Origin of the sequence: Streptomyces sp. NPDC048275 (assembly GCF_040652275.1) — a bacterium.
Classification (GTDB): Bacteria; Actinomycetota; Actinomycetes; order Streptomycetales; family Streptomycetaceae; genus Streptomyces.
Map to the genome: position 1 here is coordinate 65,172 of NZ_JBEZLR010000008.1, position 24,241 is coordinate 89,412.

Sequence of the window (24,241 nt, forward strand, 5' to 3'; positions counted from 1 at the left end):
CCTCTCGGGGTGGGAGACGTATGACACAGGCCGCCGGTCCAGCGCGGACCGTCATCCTGACCGTGGATGACGATCCCGGCGTGTCGCGTGCCGTGGCCCGCGACCTCAGGCGCCGCTACGGCGAGTCGCACCGGATCGTGCGCGCCGAGTCCGGGGAGACGGCACTGGAGGCGCTGCGGGAGCTGAAGCTGCGGGGCGACCAGGTGGCGGTGATCCTGGCCGACTACCGGATGCCGCAGATGAACGGCATCGAGTTCCTGGAGCAGGCGCTCGACGTGTATCCGGGCGCGCGCCGGGTGCTGCTGACCGCGTACGCGGACACGAACGCGGCGATCGACGCGATCAATGTGATCGATCTTGACCACTATCTGCTCAAGCCGTGGGATCCGCCCGAGGAGAAGCTCTACCCGGTACTGGACGATCTGCTGACCGCCTGGCGGGCCAGCGACTACCGTCCCGTGCCGACCTGCAAGGTGGTCGGTCACCGGTGGTCGGCGCGGTCGTCGGACGTACGGGAGTTCCTGGCCCGCAACCAGGTGCCGTACCGCTGGTACTCCTCCGACACCCCGGAGGGCCGGCGGCTGCTGTCCGCGGCCGGTCAGGACGGGGAGCGGCTGCCGCTGGTGATCACGCCGGACGGCACACCGCTCGTAGAACCCGAGGACCCCGATCTCGCAGCGCGGGTCGGACTGGCCACCACGCCGACGGCGGAGTTCTACGACCTCGTCGTCATCGGCGGTGGTCCGGCCGGGCTCGGAGCCGCCGTGTACGGCGCGTCCGAGGGGCTGCGGACGGTGCTCGTCGAGCGGTCGGCGACCGGCGGGCAGGCCGGGCAGAGCTCACGCATCGAGAACTACCTCGGCTTCCCGGACGGCGTGTCCGGAGCGCAGCTCACCGACCGGGCCAGGCGGCAGGCGGCGAAGTTCGGCGCCGAGATCCTGACCGCACGGGAAGTGACCGGCCTGGAGGTGTGCGGCGCGTCGCGCGTCATCCGGTTCTCGGACGGCTCGGCGATCGCCGCGCACTCCGTGATCCTGGCGACCGGTGTGTCGTACCGGCAGCTGGAGGCGCCCGGTACGACGGATCTGACGGGGTGCGGGGTCTTCTACGGCTCCGCGCTGACGGAGGCGGCCGCATGCCAGGGCCACGACGTGTACATCGTGGGCGGCGCGAACTCGGCCGGGCAGGCCGCCATGTACCTGGCCCGGGGCGCCAAGTCGGTCACCCTCCTCGTACGGGGCTCCTCACTGTCCGCGTCGATGTCGCACTACCTGATCCAGCAGATCGACCAGGCGCCCAACATCACCGTGCGCACCGGCACGGTCGTCGAGGCGGTGCACGGCTCGGACCATCTGGAGCAGCTCACCCTGCGGGATGTGACGAGCGGGCACACCGAACTCGTCGACGCGCAGTGGATGTTCGTGTTCATCGGCGCGGCCCCTCTCACCGGCTGGCTGGAAGGGACCGTGCTCCGGGACGAGCGCGGATACATCATGGCCGGGCCCGACATGACCGTCGACGGGCAGCCGCCCGCGGACTGGGAGCTGGACCGGCCGCCGTACCACCTGGAGACCAATATCCCCGGTGTGTTCGTGGCCGGGGACGCGCGTGCCGAGTCCGCCAAGCGGGTCGCGTCCGCGGTCGGAGAGGGAGCCATGGCCGTCATGCTCGTCCACCGTTATCTGGAGCAGTCATGAGCGGGCGTCCGATGCCCTGCGACAAGGCGGAGCTCAGCACGCTGTTCCTGTTCGAGAAGCTGGACACCGAACAGCTGGAGCGGCTGTGCCGGGAAGGCCGGGTGGAGCAGTTCGACCCCGGTCCCGTCTATACCGAGGGCGAGCCGGCCACCTGCTTCTTCGTGCTGCTCCACGGCACCGTCGTGATGTCGCGCCGGGTGGGCGGCGACGACGTGGAGATCAGCCGCAGTTCCCAGCGCGGGGTGTACGCGGGGGCCATGCAGGCCTATCTGAGCGGTTCGGGCGAGGCGCAGTACAAGGGTTCCATGCGGGCCACCGAGCCGTCTCGGTTCTTCATCCTGCCTGCCGAGACGTTCGCCGCGGTCCTGCGGGACTGGTTCCCGATGGCCGTGCATCTGCTGGAGGGGCTGTTCTTCGGCACCCAGAACACCGAGCGGACCATCGGGCAGCGCGAGCGGCTGCTGGCGCTCGGCTCGCTGTCGGCCGGGCTGACGCACGAGCTCAACAATCCGGCCGCGGCGGCGGTGCGGGCCACGTCAGCGCTGCGGGACCGGGTGGCCGGGATGCGGCACAAGCTCGGCCTGATCGCGGCGGGTCCGTACGCACGCGCCGCTCTGGAGACGCTCGTCGAGATCCAGGAGCGCACCGCCGAACAGGTCTCCAAAGCGACGCCGTTGAGCCCGCTGGAGGCCTCCGACCGGGAGGACGCCCTCGCCGACTGGTTCGACGACCACGGCATCGCGGGCGGCTGGCAGCTCGCGCCCACGTTCGTGCAGGCCGGACTCGACACGGACTGGCTGGACCAGGTCGCGGCGGCGGTGGACGAGGAGACCCTCGAAGGCGCGATCCGCTGGCTGAACTACACCGTGGAGACCGAGCTCCTCATGAACGAGATCGAGGACTCCACCACCCGCATCTCGCACCTCGTCGACGCCGCCAAGCAGTACTCGCAGCTCGACCGCGCGCCCTACCAGGTCGTCGACGTGCACGAACTGCTCGACAGCACGCTGCTGATGCTCTCCGGGAAGATCGGCTCCGGCATCAAGGTCGTCAAGGAGTTCGACCGCACGCTGCCGAAGATCCCCGCCTATCCCGGCGAGTTGAACCAGGTGTGGACGAACCTCATCGACAACGCCGTCTCGGCGATGGGCGGCGAAGGGAAGCTGACCGTGTGCACCGCGCACGACCGGGACCAGGTGCGCGTCGAGTTCCGCGACACCGGGCCCGGTGTGCCGGCCGAGATCCAGGGCCGTATCTTCGACCCGTTCTTCACCACCAAGCCGGTGGGTGAGGGCACCGGGCTCGGACTGGACATCTCCTGGCGGATCGTCGTCAACAAGCACCACGGGAGTCTTCAGGTGCAGTCTGTCCCCGGGGACACACGTTTCCAGGTACGTCTTCCGCTGACCGTCGCGGACCCCGACACCTCCGAGGAGCCGTCATGACCATGCCGACCGGAATCGACCCGACCGCCACGCCGAGCGGCACCGGCTGCACCGAATGCGACGCTGTCGGCGGATGGTGGTTCCATCTGCGGCGCTGCGCCCAGTGCGGGCACATCGGCTGCTGCGACTCCTCTCCCGCGCAGCACGCCACCTCTCACGCGAAGACCACCGGGCATCCCCTCGTTCAGAGCTTCGAGCCGGGCGAGAGCTGGTTTTGGAACTACGACACGTCCGAGCTGTACGAGTCGGGGCCGGACCTCGCTCCCCCGCTGAGCCACCCCGCCGACCAGCCCACACCCGGCCCCGCGGGACGCGTGCCCGCCGACTGGGCCGACACACTGCGCTGACTGACGAGGTTCGAGGGGACGGCACGAGCTTTGATCGGTCTTTCGCAGATCCGGGGCGCGGCACAGTGGATCGCCCCGCACGTCGTCCGCACGCCGACCGCCCCCAGCCCGGGGCTGTCCGCACTGCTCGGGGTTCCGGTCACCGTGAAGCTGGAGTTGTTGCAGCACACCGGGTCGTTCAAGGCACGTGGAGCGACGGCGCGGCTGCTGGCGCTGAGCAAGGCCGAGCGGGCGGCGGGCGTGGTGGCGGTGAGCGGCGGCAATCACGGGATCGCACTGGCGGTGATGGCCGCCGCCCTCGAGGTGAAGGCGACCGTCGTGATGCCGAGGACGGCGCCCGTGCGTTCCGTGGAGATCGTGGAGGCGGCCGGCGCGTCGCTGCGGTTGACGGACGACATGGACGGCGCGTTCGCGCTCATGACGCGATTGCGGGACGAGGGGCTGACTCCGGTCCACCCGTTCGACGATCCCGTGGTGATCGCCGGTCAGGGCACCGTCGGTCTGGAGTTCGCCGAGGACGCGGGCGACCTCACCGACGTCCTTGTCAGCGTCGGGGGCGGCGGTCTGATCTCCGGTGTCGCGGCGGCGCTCCGCGCACTGCGGCCCGGGGTGCGGATCTGGGGTGTGGAGACGGAGGGCGCGGAGGCCATGTCCCAGGCGTTGGCCGCGGGTGGTCCGGTGCCGGTGGCGCTGTCCTCGATCGTGACCACGCTCAGCGCTCCGGCCGTCTCTCAACTGACGTACGAGCATGTGTCCGCACTGGTCACCGAGGTGCTCGTGGTCCCGGACCGGGAGGCCGTCCAGGGCACACTGGACCTCGCCGACCACGCCAAGGTGTGGACCGAGCCCGCGACCGGCTGTCTGCTGCCCGCGGCGCGGCAGGTGCGGGAGCGGGTCGGCGACGGAGCGCGGCTCGGGCTGGTGCTGTGCGGGGGCAACGCGACGACGACGGATGTCATGTCCTGGGCGGACCGCTTTCGGCTGCGCTGACGGATCGTTGTCCGTTGACCCGGCCGACGGCCGCGCCCTCAGAGCACCGAGCTGCCGTACATCTCCCCCAGCGGGTCGGCGAGCAGTTCGACGCGTGCGCCGTCGGGGTCACGGAAGTACAGGGAGGTACCACTCTCCTCCTCGTACTCCACCCCGGCTTCACCGAGCCGCTCGCGCAGTCGCCGCCAGGTGGTGGGGTCGACCGAGATGGCCAGGTGGTGCAGTCCGCCGAGCACCTCCGCGTAGGGGCCGACGTCGAGGCCGGGGAAGTCGAAGAAGGCCAGCAGATTGCCGTTGCCCACGTCGAAGAAGAAGTGGGTGGAGCCCTTGTAGTCGCGGTTCTCGATCATCTCGGTGAGCGGGAACTCCAGGACGCCCTGGTAGAACCGCACGGTCCGCTCCACGTCCGAGGAGAGCAGCGCCACATGGTGCACACCCCGGGCCGAGCTCGCCCGCCGGTCCGAGGTCAGATGCGTGTCCCGGATACGCGCGCGCTCGGCCTCGATCGCGGCGAGATCCAAGGGGTCCGAGGGGGCCATCGGAAACTCCGTCCACTCTTCAACTAATTTACTCTCACCTTAGACCTCCCCCGCTCCCGGTCAAGTCGGCGCGCTCAGTACGGCGCCGCGGGTGCCCGGGGCGTCACTCCTGACCCCGGTAGACGACGCGCCCCGGGAACACCTGGTCGTCGACGCGCAGCCACAGGCGCAGACAGGTGAACGTGTCGCCCGGGCGGCCGCCGACGCCGAGCCGGATGTCGTCGCCCCGGGTGTGCGTCCGGGCCTTGCCGTACGGCCGGGCCGGCAGCACCGCCTCCACGTTCCGGCCCGCCGCGCCCAGTCGGCGGGACATTTCGAGCACCGTCGCGTGCGACTCCTCGGCCAGCCGGCTCCACCAGCCGGCCTGGGCGCCGGGCGGCAGGTGCGTCGCCGAACAGAGGGCCTCGTCCAGGGAGACGCCGGCCCGCAACTGTTCCGTGCTCTCCTGGGGGCTGCGCCCCCACAGGTCCAGGCGCTTGTCGAGTTCGCCCCGGTAGGCCCGTAACACCGCGGGATCCGCGAGCCGTTCGGAGCCGCCCGTCCAGAGCCCGGCCAGCAGGAGACACAGTGCCTCGTCGTACTCGGCGAGCGTGAGGACGAGCCGGGCGAGGTCCTGCGGTTCCACCGCCTTGTCGCGCACGGTGCGGATGCCGGGCCGCCCCTCGCCCGACGGGGGCAGCAGTATCTCGTCGGTCCAGCCCCGCAGAGTCCGCCACGGCTCGTCCGGCGGAGGTTCCGCCTGGACCGCGCGCTCGCGCCAGGGCGCTGCGTGCCGTTCCGGCAGCCTGAGGAGAGTGAGGTGGAACCAGCGGCGAACCCGGTCCTCGGCCCCGGCTTCCTCCGGTGCGGGCGGTACGGCACCGGGCGCGAAGTCGTGGAGTTCCGCCGACGCGGCGAGTTCCCCGGCCAGGACCCGGATCGGGGAGGGCCTGCTGCGTGGGAGCGCGGACGGTGGGGGCGGGAGCACCGAGGGGGCCTCGAGAGGCGCGTCGGACGCGGTGTGCGGGGACACGGCCAGCAGTCCGTCGAGTGCTTCCAGGAGGAGGGCGCAAGCGGGCGCTCCGGTGTCGGAGGGGGCCGCGTCGAGGGCGGCCCGCAGCGTGCCGGCCAGTCCCGCCAGTCCCGCGGCCGCCACCTTCGCGAGCAGCGACTCCTCCGTGTGCAGCAACTCCTCCCACACGACCCGCTCCGAAGCCCCGGACGGCGGCACGGTCACTGCAGCCCTCCGAACGGGTCGTCGAGGTCGTCCCGGTCCTTGTCCTGAACGGTCATCAAATGCCGTAGTACTCGCCCTTGTTCACTTTCCACGTCCGCGAAGGAACGTGCCGCCCAGAACGGCACTCCGCCCAGGTGCACCCGCAAAGCGCCCTCCGCGTCCAGCGATGCCACGAAGTACGCACGGGCCCCCGCCTCCGTCCGAGGCGCGCGCAGCCGGCCCAGCGGCACGGTCCGCACCGTGCCGTTCTCCTCCACCCGCGCCCCGAACTCCCACTCGCCGGAGCCGAACGGCTCGGGCAGGGCCCGCTGCCCGAGCAGTCCCGCACGAGCGGGCGCGTCCGGCGCGTCGGAGTCGTGGAACGTCTCCGTGAGGGCCGTGCCCGCCGCGAAGATCTCCGTGCCCTTGGTCGCGCGCGAGGACCCTCCGATGGTGAAGCCGACGCAGATCGCCAGGGGCAGCGCGTCCGGTCGCTCGCCGGGCTGCAACAGGCCCGCCCGGGCGAGCTTGTGCCACAGGTCGATGGACTCCCCCCGCTGCTCGACGGTGTAGTGCGGGTTCCCCTGGGAGAAGTAGGCGAATACGTCGAGATCGGCGGTGACCTCGTAGCGGGCCCTGATCCTCTTCGGCCAGATGCGGTCCGCCGCCCCGGTGGATCCCGGGGTGCGCACACCGCCGGTCTCCGGGGATTTGAACTGGCCCCAGGTGATGTTCTCGGCGCCCTGGCGCACCCTGACGACCCGGATGACCTCCTGGATCTCCTTGGGGTCGTCGGTGCGCACGGCGAGGACCGGGGGCTGTCCCGCGGTGTGGGCGAGGTGGCGGAGCATCGTGTTGGCACCGAAGAGGAGGAGGCTGGGCGTTCCTTCCTGCATGCCCAGCTCGAAGCGGCACGGCAGGGAGAAGAACAGGTTCTCCACGTCGATCTGGACGACCGTGCGCCCCTGCTCCAGTGCCTGCAGTGAGCCCTTGGGCGTGAAGGAGGTCTGCCGCACCTGCTCGGCCCAGGCGGCGCCGATCGAGGTGGCCGTCTTGGCGTACTCCCGCTCCACCTCGATGCTCGCCGGGTCCCATTCCAGCTTGCGGTCCTTGCCGATCGAGCGGACCAGGACATCGCGAACCAACGGCATGGCACAGGATTTGCCAGTAAGGACCACGCGGTCGAGCGGCTGTCCCTCCAGCAGCCGTTCCCGGAGCATGCCGTCGGCCAAGCCGCCCACGGTCGCGAGGTGTCCCTTGACGAGTTCCTCGAATCCGGCCGGACCCAGCTCGAACTCGACGGCGGCCCGCCCGTCCCCGCTCCGGCCGAAGCCGTCCAGCAGCCCGGACAGTTCCTGCTCGCCGAAACGGTAGGGCGACGGGGCACCGGCCGTGGTGGCGTCGGACGCGCCCAGGTGGATCTTTGCCTGGTCGGCGAGTTGCCACAGCTGTTCGAAAGTCCAGCGCATCCGGTCGCGTTCGCTGGTGGGAGCCGTCCGCCAGCATGTGGGCACCGCGGCCTCCGCCAGCCGCCGGGCCTGGGCGCGGGGTTCGGCGTTGGTCGACAGCGCGTTGAGCGCCAGCCTGCCCTGGAGATACCGCCCGGCGCCGTCGAGGTACGCGGATTTCGCCTCCTCCAAGTCCGTGCGGAACCGTTCGGGATGCGCGGCGATCAAACGGTCCGCCAGTTCCGACTTGAGCCAGTGGAACACCGAGAGGGTCAGCAGGTCGCCGCCGAGACGGGTGTGGCCGCTGGAGCCCTGCACGGTGGGCGTCAGCGTGTAGTGGCGGCCGAGCCGGTCCGCGTCGGGTCGGCTCAGCACCTCGACGGGGGTCGTGTCCTTCAGGGACAGCGTCAGCAGTGCCATGTCCGTGGTGCCGCCGCCGATGTCCAGCGCCAGGACGTTCTGCGTCCAGTCCGCGCGGCCCACTTTGCGGGAGCGGGCCCTGAACGCCTCGACGCCGGTGTCCAGGTCTCCGCCGAAGTCCCGCATCACGAAGAACATGACGGCCGCGACCGCCTCGTCGAAATGCATCGACACCCGGCCGGCGCCGACGCCGTCCACCACCAGTGACCGCAACCTGCGCCGTACGTCGGGGGTGGCCACCGTCGGATAGGTCACGACGAGGTCGTCGAGCGGACCCGAGCCGAGACGTCCGAGGGCCTGTCGCGCGATGAAGCGGTCGGATCGGTCGACGAGGAACTCCAGGGCGGACTCGATGAGCCGGTCCGAGGTGGGCGGCCGGTGCCCCGGCAGTTCGTCCATGACTCGCGGGCTGCCGAGCTTCAGTTTGAGCCCTCGGAAGGCGGCCAGAGGCTGCTGCCCGCCGGACGCCCCTCCGGCCGACCGCTCGGGTTCCCCCATGCGCACGGTGAGCGGTTCGGTGGTCAGCACCTCCAGCCGGCTGGACACCTCGGCGCTACCGTCGCCGAGTTCCACCGGGAACAGTCGCATCTGCTCCAGCGGCGGCACCGTGAACGCGGCGTCGTAGCAGCGGTGCAGCCGGGTGGCGAGTTCCCGGCGCAGCAGGTGCGAGCAGTCGGCGACCCGCTGGTCCAGCAGCAGACAGAGCCGCAACAGGCCCGTGGTGCCGGTCTCGGACCCGATGACCTCGGCAACCGACCGCGTGTCCGCGGTGCCCGTCCCGTTCATCGCGGTCCGGGCCAGGGCCAGCACCGACTCCCATTCCTCCCGCACGAGCTCCGGATACGGTTCGCCCAGCACTCGCCCCAGTACCTCGGAGCGCAGCCGGGCGACCTGGGCGGGCGAGAAGGGCTGAGGGTCCTGGAACTGACCGTCGTACAGCGCCACCGTCGAGTTGGAGGTGCCGTAGTCGATCGCCGCGTGGCCCAGGAACGCGTCGTTCGCGTTCTCCACCCTCCGCTTCGGCCGGACGGCGGGGCCATCGGTATCGGCGGGAACCGATCGGGCCTTGATGTGCGACGGGGAGCCGGCCGGCGCCGGACCACTCCGGGCAGCCGCGGGCACCTCTCCCGCGGCGGTCTCCTCCCCCGCGGGCGTCCGTTGCGGGGCGCCGAACGACACCGTGGCGAAGGCGGTACTGAGGTAGGGCATGCCCCGTACTTCCCGGCCGGTCAGCGGGTCGACGGAGTAGTACCTCACGTTGATCACCAGGCGCAGGGTCGTACGGCCGTGAGCGTCCACGAACCCCGGATGGCGCACCGGCGTCGGCCGTACCTCATGGGTTGCGTCGATGCGCCGCCCGCGAGGATCCACGGCGCGCCAGGCCTCGGCCAGGTGGGCGGTCCAGTGCCGCGCGGACGGCGGCAGCCCCTCCGCGTGGCAGCCGAAATCCTCCACCAGCACCGGTCCGGCGCCCGCGCCCGCGATCGCCAGCAGGACCGGGGGCAGCGAGTACCGTCCGGAGGAATCGGGGCGCAGCTCGTGTCCGTCGCCGAGGAAACCGGCCTCCAGCGTCATCGCGCGCCTCCCGCGTCGGGACCGATGTGGAACACGCTGCCGTGCTCGTTGCGCCCGGTGGTCGCGTCCGGCCACAGACTCGGCCCCCCGTCCTGCGGACTCCACGGGGACTGCTCCCAGGTGTAGACGGAATCGGCCGCGCGCAGCCGCAGTTGCTCGGCGAGCCCGGTCAGCGAGCCGCCGCGATCGGTCACGCCGGCGACGGCGGTGATCAGTGCCCCGGCCAGCGCCGCCTGCCGCACCTCGGTGGTGAAGGCCCCGATTTCGCTGTGCAGGTGGGACACCACCAGACGCTGGCGACGGACCAGCCCGGTCAGGGCTTGGCGGAGCACCATCGTCGCCATCTCGCGCCGTTGCCGGGCGATGGCGATCTGATGGCGGGCCGCGGCGTCCTCCACGGGATCGAAGGGACTGTCCGGATGCCAGGGCAGCAGATGCCCCGGGCGCAGCGGGAACCGGTCGCGCAGTACGCCGTCGTCCGTCTGCGCCTGCGTGGGCTCCTTGTCGCGCAGCGCCTTCTCCGCCTCGTCCCGTACCCACTGCAGGCTCGTGGCCCGCGAGAGCAGAGCGACCAGCCGGTCCCCGTCGGGGCCGGAGCGCAGCCGGTCGAACGCCTCGGCCGTGACCACGGTGCCCAGTTCGCGGGCCGCGGCCACCACGTGCTGCTGATGGGTGAGCAGCCAGGCCTCCACGGCGCTCAGCAGACGGGCCGATCCGGCGGCCTCCGCCTCATGGCACGCGTCGCGGAACTCCGTGAAGAAGTCCTCCGTACGCGCGGGGACCGAGGGGTCGCTGTGGAGTCGGCGGAGATCGACGTGCTCGTCGTGCACCGTGTCGAGCAGCCGGGCCCAGGACCGCCAGGTGTAGACCCGCTGCGCGGTGTCCCGCTCCAGTTCGCCGAAGAGCGTGGCGCCGGGCGGGTCCCCCGTCCTGCCCGGATGCAGTCGGCGGGCGTCGAGCAGCTCCGAGCCGGCCCGGTTGCGTACGTCCGACCATACGGAGAGCAGGGCGACGAGTCGCTGGCGCACCGCGGTCTCGGCACCGTGGTCGACCCGGCCGCGGTCACCGGACGCGTCGAGGGCGGTGTGCAGTTCCCGCAGCGCCTCGGCGGCGGCGACACGGTGGCCGGTGAACTGGGCCAGCTGGAGCGCGGCCCCGTGCCGGGTGACATGGGTGGCCAGGGACTGGCGCAGCCGCCGTACGCCGCCGTCGTCGGCGAAGTCGGTCAGCATCCGGTCCAGGCCGCCGCCGAGCGGGTCGGTGGTGAGCCGTCGACCGATGTCGCACCAGATGCCGGCCAGCCGGTCGGCCTTCGGCAACTGGGCTTCCAGGTCGCACTTGTCGACGAATTCCTTGCTGAGCCGCTCGGTCCGATACCCGGTGCTCAGCGCCCGCATCGCCGAGGTGAACAGGACGCGGTCGCCCGGGGCCATCGTCTGCTGCCGCGGGGAGGTCACCAGGCGTTCGGCGCTGGCGAGCAGGTCGCGCAGCACCTTCATCCCGCTCAGCAGCCGTTCCCGGGTCAGTGGTCGGTCGTCGTGCAGATAGCCGTTCAGCGTCGTCTCGGCGACGCGCAGGTCGTGGAACCGGCTGATCAGCGCGATGACGGAGTCCTCCATCGCGTCGGTCCGCCGCGCCGAGTGCCACATGCGCACGATGCGCTGCGGGGTGTCCTTGGCGCCGTCTCCGGCGTGCAGCAGGATGAGCAGACTGTGTACGGAGTGCAGTTCCGCGCCGCACACGTACTGGTCCCGTACGGAGCTGAAGTCGCTGTTGAGCCCGGGAAAGTCGAGGAAGCGCAGCTCGGCCCCGGGAAAGTCGCTCAGATCCCAGACGGACGGCGCGACATGGACCTCCCGCACGACCCGGCGGATCAGCGGGAGCGTCGCGCGCAAGAGCTCGGCGGAGGGCTCCGACGAGGCGGTCGGGCGGGGTGACGTGCTCGGGCGGGGCGAGCCTCCCGAGGTCCAGAGGGTACGGGGGTCACGGCCGCGTCGCTCGTCCGCGCCCGGCAGGACGAGTGCCGCCCGGGCGTGGTCGGCACCGAGTTGGGCGGTCAGCCCGAGCAGCGAGGGACCGTATTCACGCATCCGCGTCAACGCCGCGTCCAGGGACCGGAGTTCCTCGAGCACTCCGGCGAGCGGCTGGGCCAGGGCCCCGCTCAGGTACGTGTCCCGGAAGCGGATCAGCTCGCCGCAGTCGGGGTCGCGCAGCGGCAGCTGCTCCAGCTGCCGCACCACGGCGTCGTCGAGTCCCGCGGCCCGCGCCTGGTCCGCCAACTCCTTCCTGAGGTGACGCACGTATCCCACCGTCTGCGCCGGACTGAAGTACTCGACCCGCACCGCGGTTTCGTACGACTCATGGAGCTGCGGATCCCCTGCCTTCGCGTGGATGAGGGTGACGTTGGCGGTGACGGCCTCCTCGCCGACCGGCAGCAGTTCGGGCAGGCCCAGCAGGACTCCGAGCAACAGTGACTTGCCGACGCTCATCTCGCCGGTGAGTCCGATACTGAAGGGTGCCTGAGCGCTTTCCCTGGCCCGGTACAGCGCCTCCAGTGCGCGACGGTGCGCGTCGCGGACGGCGGGGTCCGAGCCGGATCCCGTCGGCTGATGTCGCGTCAACAACTCGATCAGACCCGACGCGTCTGTCGCGCTGCGTGTCAATTCCCCCAAGGACATGGCACACCTCCCGGCACGCTCCGGCCGCCGACACGGCCGGTCCACGTTCCGCCCCCGAGCGGATGAGCCCTCACGGTAGGGGGTGCGGAATGCCCGAAGAAAGCGATATGAAGAAAGAATCTTCAATTATGCAGTGCCGGGAAGTTCATCATGATTCTTTACGTCCGCATCCGACTCCCCCGGCACCGGGGAACGCGGCGGGGGTTGCCCGGAAAGAATTGTCGCGTCACCGTCATAATGTTCGGATGGTCATCCCCTCCCCCACATCCGCGCCGGCCCAGCGCGTCCCCGTCGTCATCATCGGTGCCGGACCGGCCGGTCTCACCGTCGCCAACATCCTGCGGGCCGCTTCCGTCGACTGCGTGCTCCTCGAGACCGAGAGCCGGGAGTTCATCGAGCAGCGGCCCCGCGCGGGGTTCATCGAGGAGTGGGCGGTGCGGGCGCTGCGGCAGCGGGGGCTGGCCGACCGGCTCGTGGAGCGGGCACAGCCGCACAGCGAATGCGAGTTCCGGATCGACGGCGAGCGGCACCGCTTCCCGTACGCCGCGCTGACCGGGGACCGGCACTTCACGTATCCACAGCCGCTGTTGGTGACCGACCTGGTGCGCGAATACGCCGACGTGCGGGGCGGCGACATCCGTTTCGGCGTACGGGATGTGGCCCTGCAGGGCATCGACGGCGACCGGCCCGCGGTGCTGTACACCGACCCGGAAACGGGCGAGCGCCGGCGGATCGACTGCCGGATCATCGCGGGCTGCGACGGTGCGCGCGGAGTGACCCGCACCTATGTGACACCGGATCGGGGCACCGTCTCCCGGTACGACTACGGAGTGGGCTGGCTGGCCCTGCTCGCCGAGGCCCCTCCGTCCTCGGACTGTGTCGTCTTCGGCATCCACCCACGGGGATTCGGCGCCCATATGTCCCGCAGCCCCGAGGTCACCCGCTACTACCTCGAAGTCCCGCCCGGGGACGACGCGGAGAACTGGTCGCACGACCGGGTGTGGTCGGAGCTGCACGCCCGGCTGACGGTGGCCGGAGCCCCGCCGCTCACCGAGGGCCGGCTGATCGAGAAGCGTGTGCTCGACATGCACAGCTACGTCGTGGAGCCGATGACGTACGGGCGGCTGTTCCTGGCGGGCGACTCCGCCCATCTGGTCGCGCCGATCGCCGCCAAGGGCATGAACCTCGCGCTGCACGACGCCCTGTTGCTGGCCGACGCGCTCGTCGCGTATTGCGGCACGGGGGACGACAGCGGACTGCGCGGCTACTCGGCGGCCTGTCTGCGACGGGTCTGGGAGTACCAGGAATTCTCGCAGTGGCTCTCGGAGTTGATCCACGGACCGTCGTCGGGCGATCCCTTCCGGACGGGTTCCGCCCAGGCCCGGCTGCGGCGGATCCTCGACTCGCCCTCGGCGGCGGCCGCGTTCGCCGAGTCGTACATCGGCAAGGAGGCCGTGAGATGAACTGCGGTGGATGACGGGCCTGTTTTTTCGCACGCATGCGCAACCCGAAAGGAATTCAGGAAAAACAGGATTCTGGTATCGCCCGCCTTTGAACACTCAACGTCACATCCTCCGTACAAACGGAAAAGGTGAGAGCCGGGGCGCAGCGAGGGATGACCATGGTCAAGGTGCAAGTCTCCACGGATGAGTTGGTCGCCGGAAGATATCGGCTGCTGGAGGTCGTCCACCAGGAAACGGGGCGCGACGGGTGGCACGGGCAGGACGTCGAGTCCGAGCGGCCGGTCACCTTGACCCGCTCACTGCTGCCGGACCATCTGCGCGAGGAGGCGGAGCTGCGGACCGCCGTCCGGATCACCCGTGAGTCCGAGGCTCTGGGGCTGGTCTGCCCGGGGCGGGTGGCCGTCGTCATCGACGTCGTGGAGGACAACGGTTTCCTGTGGACGGTCACGGCACGGCCGGAGGGCGTTCCCCTGAGCACGCTGCTCGGTCACGGCCCCGTGAACCACGTCCGGGTGGCCCGGATCGGGCTCGGCATTCTCGATGTCCTGGGAGCCGCCCATCAAGAAGGGATCACGCACGGCGACCTCAGCCCCGGGCAGGTGTGGGTGCAGGAGCTGGGCGGGGTCACGGTGGGCGGATTCGGTCTGATGGGGGCCACCTCGTCCGCACGCGTCACGACCCCCTCGTACGCCTCCCCGGAGCAGGCCCGCGGCGAGGGCGGCGGACCGGCCACCGACCTGTGGGCGCTGGGCGCGATCATGTACGAGATGGTCGAGGGGCGTCCGGCCATCCGGGACCGGGGAGGACTCGAAGCCACGCTCCGCGCCGTGGAACGGCTTCCCATCCGGACCCCGCTGAACGCTGGTTCGCTCAGTCCGGCCATTCAGGGACTCCTGCGCAAGAATCCCGTGGAGCGGGTGCCCGAGTCGGTCGTACGCGAAGCACTGACGCGCATCCTCAACGCGGAACTCGAAGACTCCGCGCCCACGGAGACTCTGCCCCTCGTACGGGACACAGACGTCGCAGCCCCGCACGCACGGCAGGCCCGGAGCGGTCGGCCCGTCAGCCGACCGGTGCTGCTGGGCGGAGCGCTGGCGGTCACCGTGGTCTGCTTCGCCGGGCTCATCGCGGCGGGCGGACTGTCCGACCGGAGTACGTCCGCGTCCGGCGCCGCGCCTTCGCCCACCGCGCCCGGCAGCCCGTCCGCCGCACCCACCCCCGCCAACCCGACAGCACCCGGTACTCCTCCCGGGCAGACACCGTCCGCCTCGGCGTCTCCTTCCCAGTCCGCCACCTCCGGCGTGGATCAGGCGGCCGGCTTCTACCGCTACGACGCGCCCCAGGGGTTCTCCATCGACCTTCCCCAGGGCTGGAAGCCCCTGCGGACCGACGAATCTCCCGACCGCTCCTACCGCGTCACCCTCGGCGCGAGCGACGACCCACGCACCCTGGCCATCACCTACAGCACCCAGCTCGGCTCGGATCCGGTCGCGGTCTGGAGCGACGTGGACGCGTCCCTGCGCGACGACTCCATCGGCTACCAGCGGATCGGCGCCATCCGTGCGGTGACCTATCGCTCCCGCGAGGCCGCCGACATGGAGTGGTTCTCGGTGTCCGACGGGGTGCGTGAGCGCACCTTCGGCCGCGGGTTCCTGATCGGCGGCGGCAAGGGCTTCTCGCTCCGGTACACCACCCCGGCCGAGGACTGGAACAGCGCCGACAACCGGCAAGCCCTGGATGTGTTCCTGGAGTCCTTCAAGGGCACGTCACGGTGACCCGGCGTCGCGGCAGCCGTCCCGTCGCATCAGCCGCCCCGCTTCGAGCCAGTCGTCCCCGGCCGCCGCCTGCCGCGGCGGGGGCGGTGCCGAGGGCGGAGGCGGCGCCCGCGACGCCTGCCGCGGCGAGGAGTTGACGACGGGAGAGGGGCAGGGCTGAGAGGCTCCGGTCACGTTCCAAGACAGAGGACGCTTACGCATCTCAAAGCCCGTGAGCAACAGCGCCATTCACGTCAACGGGTCACGCCGTCCGCCGCTGCGGGGGTGGTGGCGGACGGGTGTCAACGGCCTTTTCCGGACCTTCGCTGCGACAGCCACAGGGCCACCGCCTCGGAGATGGGCTGACCGGTCTCCAGCTCGATGAAGCCGAACTGCCCGCCCTGGTTGCCCTCCAGGAACCACCAGACGCCGTCCTCGTCCTCGGCGAAGTCGAAGGCGGCGTACGCGAGTCCGGTGAAGGCCGTGTACTCCTGGACCGAGCGCGCGATGCGGCCGGGCACCTCGGTGGCCTCCCAGCTGTGCCCGGTGTCGCCGAAGCGCCCGTCGACCTGCCCGGGCACGGCGGTCTTCCGGGCGGCGAACAGGCGGGGGCCGATGGAGGTGAGCCGGATGTCGGCCCGCTTGGGGATGTACTGCTGAAGCAACGCGGGTCCGGCCGCGACGCCGGAGAAGTCCGCGTCGGGGCCGATCAGGGTGGTCGGCAGGGCCACCGCGGGTTCGCCGGGCGGCGGCCCCGAGGCGGACTTCACCACCACCTGTCGGTACTCCTCCACGAACTGCTGGGCCACCCGCGGAGCGGTCGTGATGACGGTGGGCGGCACCGCGAAGCCGCTGCCGTGGGCGACCCGCAGCTGCCAGGGTTTGTGCCGGGCCTGCTCGGCCCGGCGCGGGTGGTTCATCCAACGAGTCGAGGCGGAGTAGAGCATCCCGAACAGCGCCTGCCGGGTCTCCGCGGTGAGCCACGGCGAGGGCTCCGCCGCGTGCGCCGCCGGCTCACCCGGCCGACGCACCCAGACGGAGCGCAGGCCGCCCATGCTGAGCACATGGCCGTTGACCGAGAGATAGCCGTCGAAGTCGCCGTGCGCGTAGTCCGCGGACAGCACCGCCTTGCCCGGCAGATCCGCCGGGTCCAGGCGCACCATGGGAACGCCCTGTTCGTGCAGCCTGGCCACGACCATGTCGGCGGTGACGTCCTGCTCCGCCGTGAGAATCAGTACCGTCATCTGCGTGAGTGGCCGTCAGTCGTCGAAGTGCGTCTGGGAGCCTGCGGTGGAGGTGGTCGTGCCGGTGGCCATCAGCAGGGCCCGGTCACTGACGGCCGGACGGCCGTCCGGCAGCACGTTCAGTTGCAGGCAGACATCGAAGTGGTACGGGGGTATTGCGGCCGAATGCCCTGTGGGCAAGGCGTAGTTGAGGGTGAACGGTCGCACGAAAGATCCTCCCGCCGGTCTCACGATGCTGTGCCCCCTCCCATACGTGTCAGGACCGTAAGGAATTCATCACTTTCCGCCACATCGGGGTGAAGGGCATCACATCGCGTCGTTTCAGGCTTACTTGGTTCCGTATTGGCTTGGGTGTCCGCTTGATTCCGGCCGAAGCTTCGGCCATAGCTTCATTCTCCGTGATCTCAACGCCGTTCTTACCCAGGAGAGTTCCCGGTGTGCGCAGCCCATGCGAACGGGTTTTGGGCGGGGGTGATCAGCCGGGCCCCGGCCGCGACACAGGGCTCACTCAGGGCGATCGAGCCGCCGGGCGGGTTCATCCGCCGTGGATCCAGGCCCGGTTCGGCGCACAGGGGCGGTGACCGGACCCACTGCACCGGCCACCGCCACTGGAACAATCAAGACACGGTCAGGGCCAACGTCCCGAACCGCCGAGGCCCGAACCGTCAAGCCCCGAGCCGATACCCACCGCAAGCGCCGTCCGTGCGGATCCCGACCCTCACGATGCTGTACCCATCCCCTACCAGCGGCCTTCCACCTGCTCCTTGATCCGCCGGTCGTAGAGCTCCTCGATCGCGTCCAGCGTCCGCTGCGGCAGCGGCGGCAGCTTCGCGGCCGCCGCGTTGGCGCGGGCCTGTTCGCGCGAGCGGGCGCCCGGGATCACCGTGGTGACGCCGGGCTGCTGGATGATCCAGCGCAGCGCCAGCTGGGCCGGGGTCCAACCCTCCGGGGCAAGGGCGGAGAACTCGCCCGCCGCCTCCACGCCCGTCACGAAATCGACTCCGGAGAAGGTCTCGCCCTGGTCGAAGGACTCCCCGTGGCGGTTGAACGTCCGGTGGTCGTTGTCCGCGAACACCGTGTCCTTGGTGTACTTGCCGGAGAGCAGCCCGGAGGCCAGCGGGACACGGGCGATGATGCCGACGCCCGCTTCCCGTGCCGCCGGGAGCACCTGCCGCAGCGGCTTCAAACGGAACGGGTTGAGGATGATCTGGACGCTCGCCACATTCGGGCGGGCGATCGCCGTCAGCGCCTCGTCGCACGTCTCGACGCTCACGCCGTACGCGGCGATCCGCTCCTCCTCGACCAGCGTGTCCAGCGCGTCGAACACCTCGTCCGACGAGTAGACCGGGGTCGGCGGACAGTGCAACTGCACCAGGTCGATGCGGTCGACGCCGAGGTTGCGCCGGGAACGGTCGTTCCACGCCCGGAAGTTGTCGAGGACGTAATTCTGCGGGATCTGCTCGACCCGGCGGCCCATCTTCGTCGCCACCATGACATGCAGATCGGGACGGCCGCTGAGGAAGGACGCGATGGTCTGCTCGCTGCGCCCGTCGCCGTACACGTCCGCGGTGTCGAAGAACGTCACCCCGGACTCCGCCGCCGTCTCCAACACCGCCCTGGCGTCCGGGTCGCTCACGTCGCCCCAGTCGGCGCCGAGTTGCCACGTGCCGAGACCGATGACTGATGCCTTCTGACCTGACCTGCCGAATTCACGCTCGTCCATGCCGTCAGTCTGACATCTTCCCGCCGCTGCGCAGGACGTCACACCCGCTGAGATCAGGTGCGGCCCTCGGGCGCGGTGGCAACAGCGAGTTATTCACCCACATGGATGAATCGTTTTGACAGGGTGGTGATGCGTGTCAACCGTCACCTACCGTGAACCGCGTGAGCGACCATATAGGAAGTGAAGAGAACACCCCCTGGTCCCGTCGGGGGTTCCTGCTCACCGCGGCCTCGCTCGCCGCGGTGCCCCACCTCACGCTCCAGGACCGCGCCGCCGCGTCCGCCGAGCTGCCCGGGTTCCCCGAGGACGTCGACGTCTACCGGTCCGCGTACCGCAACTGGGTCGGCGAGATCACCGCCACGGGGCTGTGGGCCTGCGCGCCGGCCGACCCCGACCAAGTGGTCGCCGTGGTCAACTGGGCTTGGAAACACGGCTGGACGGTGCGCGCCCGAGGTTGCTCCCACGGCTGGTCGCCGCTGACGATCCCCGCGGGGACCGCGCCCGGCGCCCCGGTGCTGCTGGTCGACACCGCCACCCACCTCACCGGTCTGTCGGTGGAGTCCACCACCCCCGCCGCCGTACGAGCCGGTTCCGGTGTCACCCTCGAAGCACTGCTCGGGCACCTGGAGGACCACGGTCTCGGACTCACCGCGACGCCCGCGCCCGGCGACCTCACACTCGGCGGCGCCCTGGCCATCGACGCGCACGGCACCGCCGTCCCGGCCCTCGGCGAGAGTCGGCTGCCCGGGCACACGTACGGCTCGCTGAGCAATCTCGTGCTGTCGTTGACGGCGGTGGTGTGGGACGCGGAAAGCGACGCCTACGTGCTGAGGACGTACGAACGCGACGACGCGGACGGCGCGGCGCTCCTCACACACCTCGGCCGCTCCCTGGTCACCGAGGTCGTACTGCGGGTGGGCGCGAACACCAACCTGCGCTGCGTCAGCCGTACCGACATCCCCGCCGCCGAACTCTTCGCGGCGCCGGGCGGTGACGGACGTACCTTCGCGAGCTTCCTGGACGAGTCCGGGCGCGCCGAAGCGATCTGGTTCGCGTTCACCGAGTTCCCCTGGCTGAAGGTGTGGAGCGTCGCCCCACGGCGCCCGCTCACCTCGCGCCGGGTGACCTCGCCCTACAACTACCCCTTCTCCGACAACATCCCGACCCTCGTGGCGGATCTGGCCGGACGAATCATGTCCGACGCGGCCTGGTACCTGGCCCCGGTCCTGGGCAACGCCCAGCTCGACGCGGCCGTCCTCGGTCTGACGACGACGTTGTCCGCCGACATCTGGGGGCCGTCCAAGAACACCCTGCTCTACATCAAGCCCACCACGCTGCGGGTGACGGCCAACGGTTACGCCGTGCTCACCTCGCGGGCCGAAGTGCAGCGCGTCATCGCGGAGTTCACGGCCTTCTTCCGGGAGCGGCTGGCCGCCTACGCCGCCGCGGGGCGCTATCCCGTCAACGGTCAGGTCGAGATCCGCGTGACCGGCCTCGACGACCCGTCCGACGTCGCGACACCCGGCGCACACGCCCCGTCACTGTCCGCGCTGCGGCCCCGTGAGGATCACCCCGAGTGGGACACCGCGGTCTGGCTGGACGTCCTGACCCTGCCGGGTACGCCCCACGCGGAGGCGTTCTACCGGGAGTTGGAGCGGTTCCTGCTCGCGACGTACGACGGCGAGTACGCCCTCACCCGCGTCGAGTGGTCGAAGGGCTGGGCCTACACGGACGAGGCCGCCTGGTCGGAGGAGGAGGTCCTGGGCACCGCCGTGCCGATGTCCTTCGACGACGGCACGGGACCGGGCTGGACCGAGGCGACTGCCGTCCTGGACCGACTCGACCCGCACGGGGTGTACGACAACACCTTCCTCAAGCGCCTGTTCCCGTAAGCGCTTCCACCGCTCGTTCAACTCCTTCTGCGAGGAGCCCAATTACTGGGCTCCTTTGCTTCATGCCTTGACGTGTCTGGTTCAGACCTTTAGGTTCACCGGTCACCGGAGCTCCATGAATGCGCTCAATGTTCATGGATATGACCCCCCACCATCAGCCACTTGCGAAGGGCTGTGATCTCCCGTGATGACCAGACATTCCCTTGCGTACTCCACCGCACTGCGCGGAACCCTCACCACCGCGGTGCTCGCTCTCTCGGCCGGCGCCCTCAGCGTGTCGCCCGTCGCGGCCGCCACCGGCACCATCAGCGGACTCGGGGGCAAGTGCCTCGACGTCGCCGGGGCGAACTCCGCGAACGGCACGGCCGTACAGCTCTACGACTGCAACGGCACCGCGGCCCAGCAGTGGTCCGTCGGCTCCGACGGGACGATACGCGCCCTCGGCAAGTGCCTTGATGTCACCGGCAATGCGACCGCGAACGGCACCAGGCTCCAGTTGTGGGACTGCGGCGGCGGCGCGAACCAGAAGTGGACGGTGAGCGCTGCCCGCGACATCGTCAATCCGCAGGCCGACAAGTGCGCCGACGTCACGGGGAACACCTCGGCCAACGGCACCCCGATACAGATCTGGAGCTGCACCGGCGCCGCCAACCAGAAGTGGACCGCGCCCGCCGCCGACGGGGGCCCGCCCCCCTCCGCGCCGATGGCCGTCGCCCCGTACCTCTACAACGGCTGGGGCAGCCCGCCGAGCCCCACCACCGTCATGAACGCCACCGGCGTCAAGTGGTTCACGCTGGCCTTCGTGCTCAGCAACGGCTACTGCAACCCGCAGTGGGACGGCAGCCGCCCGCTGACCGGCGGCGTCGACCAGCAGACGGTCACCACCGTGCGGGCGAACGGCGGTGACATCATCCCGTCGTTCGGCGGGTACAGCGGCAACAAGCTGGAGAGTTCCTGCTCCAGCGCGGGCGAGCTGGCAGCGGCGTACCAGAAGGTCATCAACGCCTACGGGCTCAAGGCCATCGACATCGACATCGAGGCCGACGCCTACAGCAACACGACGGTGCAGCAGCGCACCGTGGACGCCCTGAAGACCATCAAGGCGAACAACCCGGGCATCAAGGTGTACGTCACCATCGGCACCGGGCAGTCCGGCCCCGATACGGGCCTCATCAACCGGGCCGCGGCGTCCGGACTGACCGTGGACGGCTGGACGATCATGCCGTTCGACTTCGGCGGAGCCGGCCAGAACATGGGGACACTCACCCAGCGGGCCGCGGAGGGCCTGAAGACGGCCCTCAAGAACGCCTACGGCTACAGCGACGACCAGGCGTACCGGGACATGGGCATCTCCTCCATGAACGGGATCACCGACGTCAACGAGACGGTCACCGTCGCCGACTTCCAGACCATCCTCGCCTACGCGCAACAGCACCACCTGGCGCGGCTGACCTTCTGGTCGGTCAACCGCGACCGGCCGTGCACGAGCGGTGTCGCCGACAGCTGCTCCGGAGTGAGCCAGCAGGACTGGGACTACACGCGCGTCTTCGCGAAGTACACCGGCTGACCTTCCCCACCCCACCCCCCACCAGCCCAGGAGATCCCACGTGTCCAGATCCGGAAATAAGTCCGGCCGCCACCGGATACCGAAAATGCTGACCGTGGTCGCCCTCGTGGCGACAACGGTGTCAGGCGTCGCCTTCGCCGCGCAGGACGAGGCGACCGCGCAGGCCGCCGCGCTGCCCACCGGCTGGGCCACCGTCGTCAACGCGGGCAGCGGCAAGTGCGTCGACGCGCGCGCCGCCGCGACGGCGGACGGCACCGCGGTCCAGCAGTACGCGTGCAACAGCAGCCAGGCCCAGCAGTGGCAGTTCGCGACCACGTCCGGCGGATACTCCCAGGTCGACAACCGCGCCGACGCCACCAAGGCCTGGGACGTCACCGGCGTCTCGACGGCGGACAACGCACTGGTGCAGCTGTGGACGTACGGCGGCGGCAACAACCAGCAGTGGCAGGCCGTGGCGGAGTCCAGTGGCGCCTACCACTTCGTGAACCGCAACAGCGGCAAGTGCCTCGACGTGCCGAGCGCCTCCACCGCGGACAGTGTGCAGCTGGCTCAGTACACGTGCAACGGCACGGCGGCGCAGTCCTTCTACGTCAATCCCGTCGATGCGACGCCGCCGCCCGGGACCCCTGACCTCGGCCCGAACGTCACCGTCTTCGATCCGTCGACGCCCACCGCGACGATCCAGAGCAGCCTCAACTCGGCCTTCTCCCAGCAGGAGACCAACCAGTTCGGCACCGCCCGGAAGGCCTTCCTCTTCAAGCCCGGTACGTACGACGCCAACGCCAACGTCGGCTTCTACACCCAGGTCGCCGGTCTGGGCCTGTCCCCCGACGACGTGAACATCCGCGGCTCGGTGCACGCCGAGGCGGACTGGTTCCAGGGCAACGCCACGCAGAACTTCTGGCGGTCGGCGGAGAACCTGTCGGTGACTCCGACCAACGGCTCGGACCGCTGGGCGGTGTCGCAGGCAGCGCCGTACCGGCGGATGCATCTGCGCGGCAACCTCGCGCTGGACGACGGCGGCTGGTCCAGCGGCGGCTACATGGCCGACACGAAGGTCGACGGTCAGGTCAACTCCGGTTCGCAGCAGCAGTGGCTGTCGCGGAATACCGAATGGGGCAGCTGGACCGGTTCCAACTGGAACATGGTCTTCGTCGGCTCCAAGAACGCTCCGGCGAACAGCTTCCCGAGCCCGCCGTACACCACGGTCGACCAGGCGCCGGTGACGCGTGAGAAGCCCTTCCTGTACGTCGACTCTGCCGGCGCCTGGAAGGTGTTCGTGCCTTCCGTGCGCACCAACACCAGTGGCACCACCTGGAGTTCCGGCACCCCGGCGGGCACGTCACTGCCCATCGCCGACTTCTTCATCGTCAAGCCGGGCGCGACCGCCGCGCAGATGAACGACGCGCTCGCTCAGGGCAAGAACCTGCTGGTCACGCCGGGTGTCTACCACCTCGACCAGACACTCAAGGTGACCAGGGCCGACACCGTCGTCCTGGGCCTCGGCCTCGCCACGCTCATCCCCGACAACGGAATCACCGCGATGACGGTCGCCGACGTGAACGGTGTCCAGCTCGCCGGGCTTCTGATCGACGCCGGGACCACCAACTCCGCGCAGCTCATGGAGATGGGGCCGAGCGGCTCCTCCGCGGACCACAGCGCCAACCCGAGCTCCCTTCACGACGTCTTCTTCCGCATCGGCGGCCCGGGCGTCGGCAAGGCCACCACCAGCCTGACCATCAACAGCGACGACGTCATCGGCGACCACCTGTGGCTGTGGCGCGCCGACCACGGCAGCGGGGTGGGCTGGACGAGCAACACCGCCGACACCGGACTGGTCGTCAATGGCGACGACGCGACGATGTACGGCCTGTTCGTCGAGCACTACCAGAAATACCAGACCATCTGGAACGGCAATGGCGGCCGGACGTACTTCTACCAGAACGAGATGCCGTACGACCCGCCCAACCAGTCGTCCTGGATGAACGGTTCGACGCAGGGCTACGCCGCCTACAAGGTCGCGAACTCCGTGACCAGCCACCAGGTGTACGGCTTCGGCAGCTACTGCTACTTCAACGTCAACTCGAGCGTGGCCGCGGAGCGCGCCATCGAGGCGCCGAACAACGCGAACGTGCGCTTCAAGGACATGGTGACGGTCTCACTCGGCGGTACGGGCACGATCCGGCACGTCATCAACGACAGGGGCGGCCCGTCCAACTCCTCCACCAATGTCGCCAATCTCGTCAGCTACCCCTGACCCGTAC

General features: G+C 70.1%; 17 protein-coding genes. 9 read left to right on the forward strand and 8 right to left on the reverse strand.

The annotated features are described in order from the left end of the window. Positions 1–20: 20 nt before the first annotated feature. Genes AB0D57_RS07635 through AB0D57_RS07650 form a run of 4 tightly spaced genes read left to right on the forward strand, consistent with a single transcriptional unit; the run spans position 21 to position 4,479 of the window. The gene (locus AB0D57_RS07635) at positions 21–1,697 is read left to right on the forward strand and encodes an FAD-dependent oxidoreductase (protein WP_362068283.1); all 1,677 of its coding nucleotides are present in this window, start codon (positions 21–23) and stop codon (positions 1,695–1,697) included. Next, positions 1,694–3,142: an ATP-binding protein gene (locus AB0D57_RS07640; RefSeq protein WP_362068286.1), complete on the forward strand. Its 1,449-nt coding sequence runs from the start codon at positions 1,694–1,696 to the stop codon at positions 3,140–3,142. The genes AB0D57_RS07635 and AB0D57_RS07640 overlap by 4 nt, the downstream gene beginning before the upstream one ends. After that, positions 3,139–3,489: a UBP-type zinc finger domain-containing protein gene (locus tag AB0D57_RS07645; protein ID WP_362068289.1), complete on the forward strand. Its 351-nt coding sequence runs from the start codon at positions 3,139–3,141 to the stop codon at positions 3,487–3,489. The genes AB0D57_RS07640 and AB0D57_RS07645 overlap by 4 nt, the downstream gene beginning before the upstream one ends. Before the next feature lie 30 nt (positions 3,490–3,519). Beyond that, complete coding sequence (locus tag AB0D57_RS07650) at positions 3,520–4,479, forward strand: threonine/serine dehydratase (RefSeq protein ID WP_362068292.1); 960 nt, start codon at positions 3,520–3,522, stop codon at positions 4,477–4,479. Positions 4,480–4,517: 38 nt separating this feature from the next. Here the strand turns inward: AB0D57_RS07650 and AB0D57_RS07655 are convergent, their stop codons facing one another. The 4 genes from AB0D57_RS07655 to AB0D57_RS07670 form a co-directional block, all read right to left on the reverse strand. Then, the gene (locus AB0D57_RS07655) at positions 4,518–5,018 is read right to left on the reverse strand and encodes a VOC family protein (protein WP_362068295.1); all 501 of its coding nucleotides are present in this window, start codon (positions 5,016–5,018) and stop codon (positions 4,518–4,520) included. A 103-nt stretch (positions 5,019–5,121) separates the two neighbouring features. Then, a complete protein-coding gene (locus tag AB0D57_RS07660) occupies positions 5,122–6,234 on the reverse strand; it encodes a hypothetical protein (RefSeq protein ID WP_362068298.1) in 1,113 nt (370 codons plus the stop codon). Then, entirely contained in the window at positions 6,231–9,656 is a 3,426-nt protein-coding gene (locus tag AB0D57_RS07665; RefSeq protein WP_362068301.1) for a hypothetical protein, read from the reverse strand. The genes AB0D57_RS07660 and AB0D57_RS07665 overlap by 4 nt, the downstream gene beginning before the upstream one ends. Continuing rightward, a complete protein-coding gene (locus tag AB0D57_RS07670) occupies positions 9,653–12,334 on the reverse strand; it encodes a hypothetical protein (protein ID WP_362068304.1) in 2,682 nt (893 codons plus the stop codon). The genes AB0D57_RS07665 and AB0D57_RS07670 overlap by 4 nt, the downstream gene beginning before the upstream one ends. A gap of 245 nt (positions 12,335–12,579) precedes the next feature. Between AB0D57_RS07670 and AB0D57_RS07675 the strand changes: the two genes are divergently transcribed. Together AB0D57_RS07675 and AB0D57_RS07680 are read left to right on the forward strand one after the other, a co-directional pair. Further along, positions 12,580–13,797: a 4-hydroxybenzoate 3-monooxygenase gene (locus tag AB0D57_RS07675; RefSeq protein ID WP_362068307.1), complete on the forward strand. Its 1,218-nt coding sequence runs from the start codon at positions 12,580–12,582 to the stop codon at positions 13,795–13,797. 158 nt (positions 13,798–13,955) lie between these two features. After that, complete coding sequence (locus AB0D57_RS07680; RefSeq protein ID WP_362068312.1) at positions 13,956–15,572, forward strand: serine/threonine protein kinase; 1,617 nt, start codon at positions 13,956–13,958, stop codon at positions 15,570–15,572. On the opposite strand, the gene AB0D57_RS07685 is transcribed toward AB0D57_RS07680, so the two are convergent. The 4 genes from AB0D57_RS07685 to AB0D57_RS07700 form a co-directional block, all read right to left on the reverse strand. Continuing rightward, the gene (locus AB0D57_RS07685) at positions 15,553–15,753 is read right to left on the reverse strand and encodes a twin-arginine translocation signal domain-containing protein (RefSeq protein WP_362068315.1); all 201 of its coding nucleotides are present in this window, start codon (positions 15,751–15,753) and stop codon (positions 15,553–15,555) included. The genes AB0D57_RS07680 and AB0D57_RS07685 overlap by 20 nt on opposite strands. A gap of 100 nt (positions 15,754–15,853) precedes the next feature. Continuing rightward, positions 15,854–16,795 carry an ATP-grasp ribosomal peptide maturase gene (tgmB, locus tag AB0D57_RS07690; protein WP_362068318.1) on the reverse strand — a complete coding sequence of 314 codons (942 nt, stop codon included), beginning with the start codon at positions 16,793–16,795 and terminating at the stop codon, positions 15,854–15,856. Positions 16,796–16,810: 15 nt separating this feature from the next. Beyond that, the gene (gene tgmA / locus AB0D57_RS07695) at positions 16,811–17,002 is read right to left on the reverse strand and encodes a putative ATP-grasp-modified RiPP (protein WP_362068321.1); all 192 of its coding nucleotides are present in this window, start codon (positions 17,000–17,002) and stop codon (positions 16,811–16,813) included. Positions 17,003–17,534: 532 nt separating this feature from the next. Next, entirely contained in the window at positions 17,535–18,518 is a 984-nt protein-coding gene (locus AB0D57_RS07700) for an aldo/keto reductase (protein ID WP_362068324.1), read from the reverse strand. Between the two features lie 161 nt (positions 18,519–18,679). Here AB0D57_RS07700 and AB0D57_RS07705 point away from each other — a divergent pair, with 161 nt between their 5' ends. The 3 genes from AB0D57_RS07705 (at position 18,680) to AB0D57_RS07715 (ending at position 24,234) form a co-directional block, all read left to right on the forward strand. Next, positions 18,680–20,410 carry a cholesterol oxidase substrate-binding domain-containing protein gene (locus tag AB0D57_RS07705; protein ID WP_362068327.1) on the forward strand — a complete coding sequence of 577 codons (1,731 nt, stop codon included), beginning with the start codon at positions 18,680–18,682 and terminating at the stop codon, positions 20,408–20,410. A gap of 187 nt (positions 20,411–20,597) precedes the next feature. Continuing rightward, entirely contained in the window at positions 20,598–21,977 is a 1,380-nt protein-coding gene (locus AB0D57_RS07710) for a ricin-type beta-trefoil lectin domain protein (protein ID WP_362068330.1), read from the forward strand. Positions 21,978–22,062: 85 nt separating this feature from the next. Further along, positions 22,063–24,234, forward strand: a complete 2,172-nt coding sequence (locus AB0D57_RS07715; protein WP_362068514.1) for an RICIN domain-containing protein — start codon at positions 22,063–22,065, stop codon at positions 24,232–24,234. Positions 24,235–24,241: the final 7 nt, after the last annotated feature.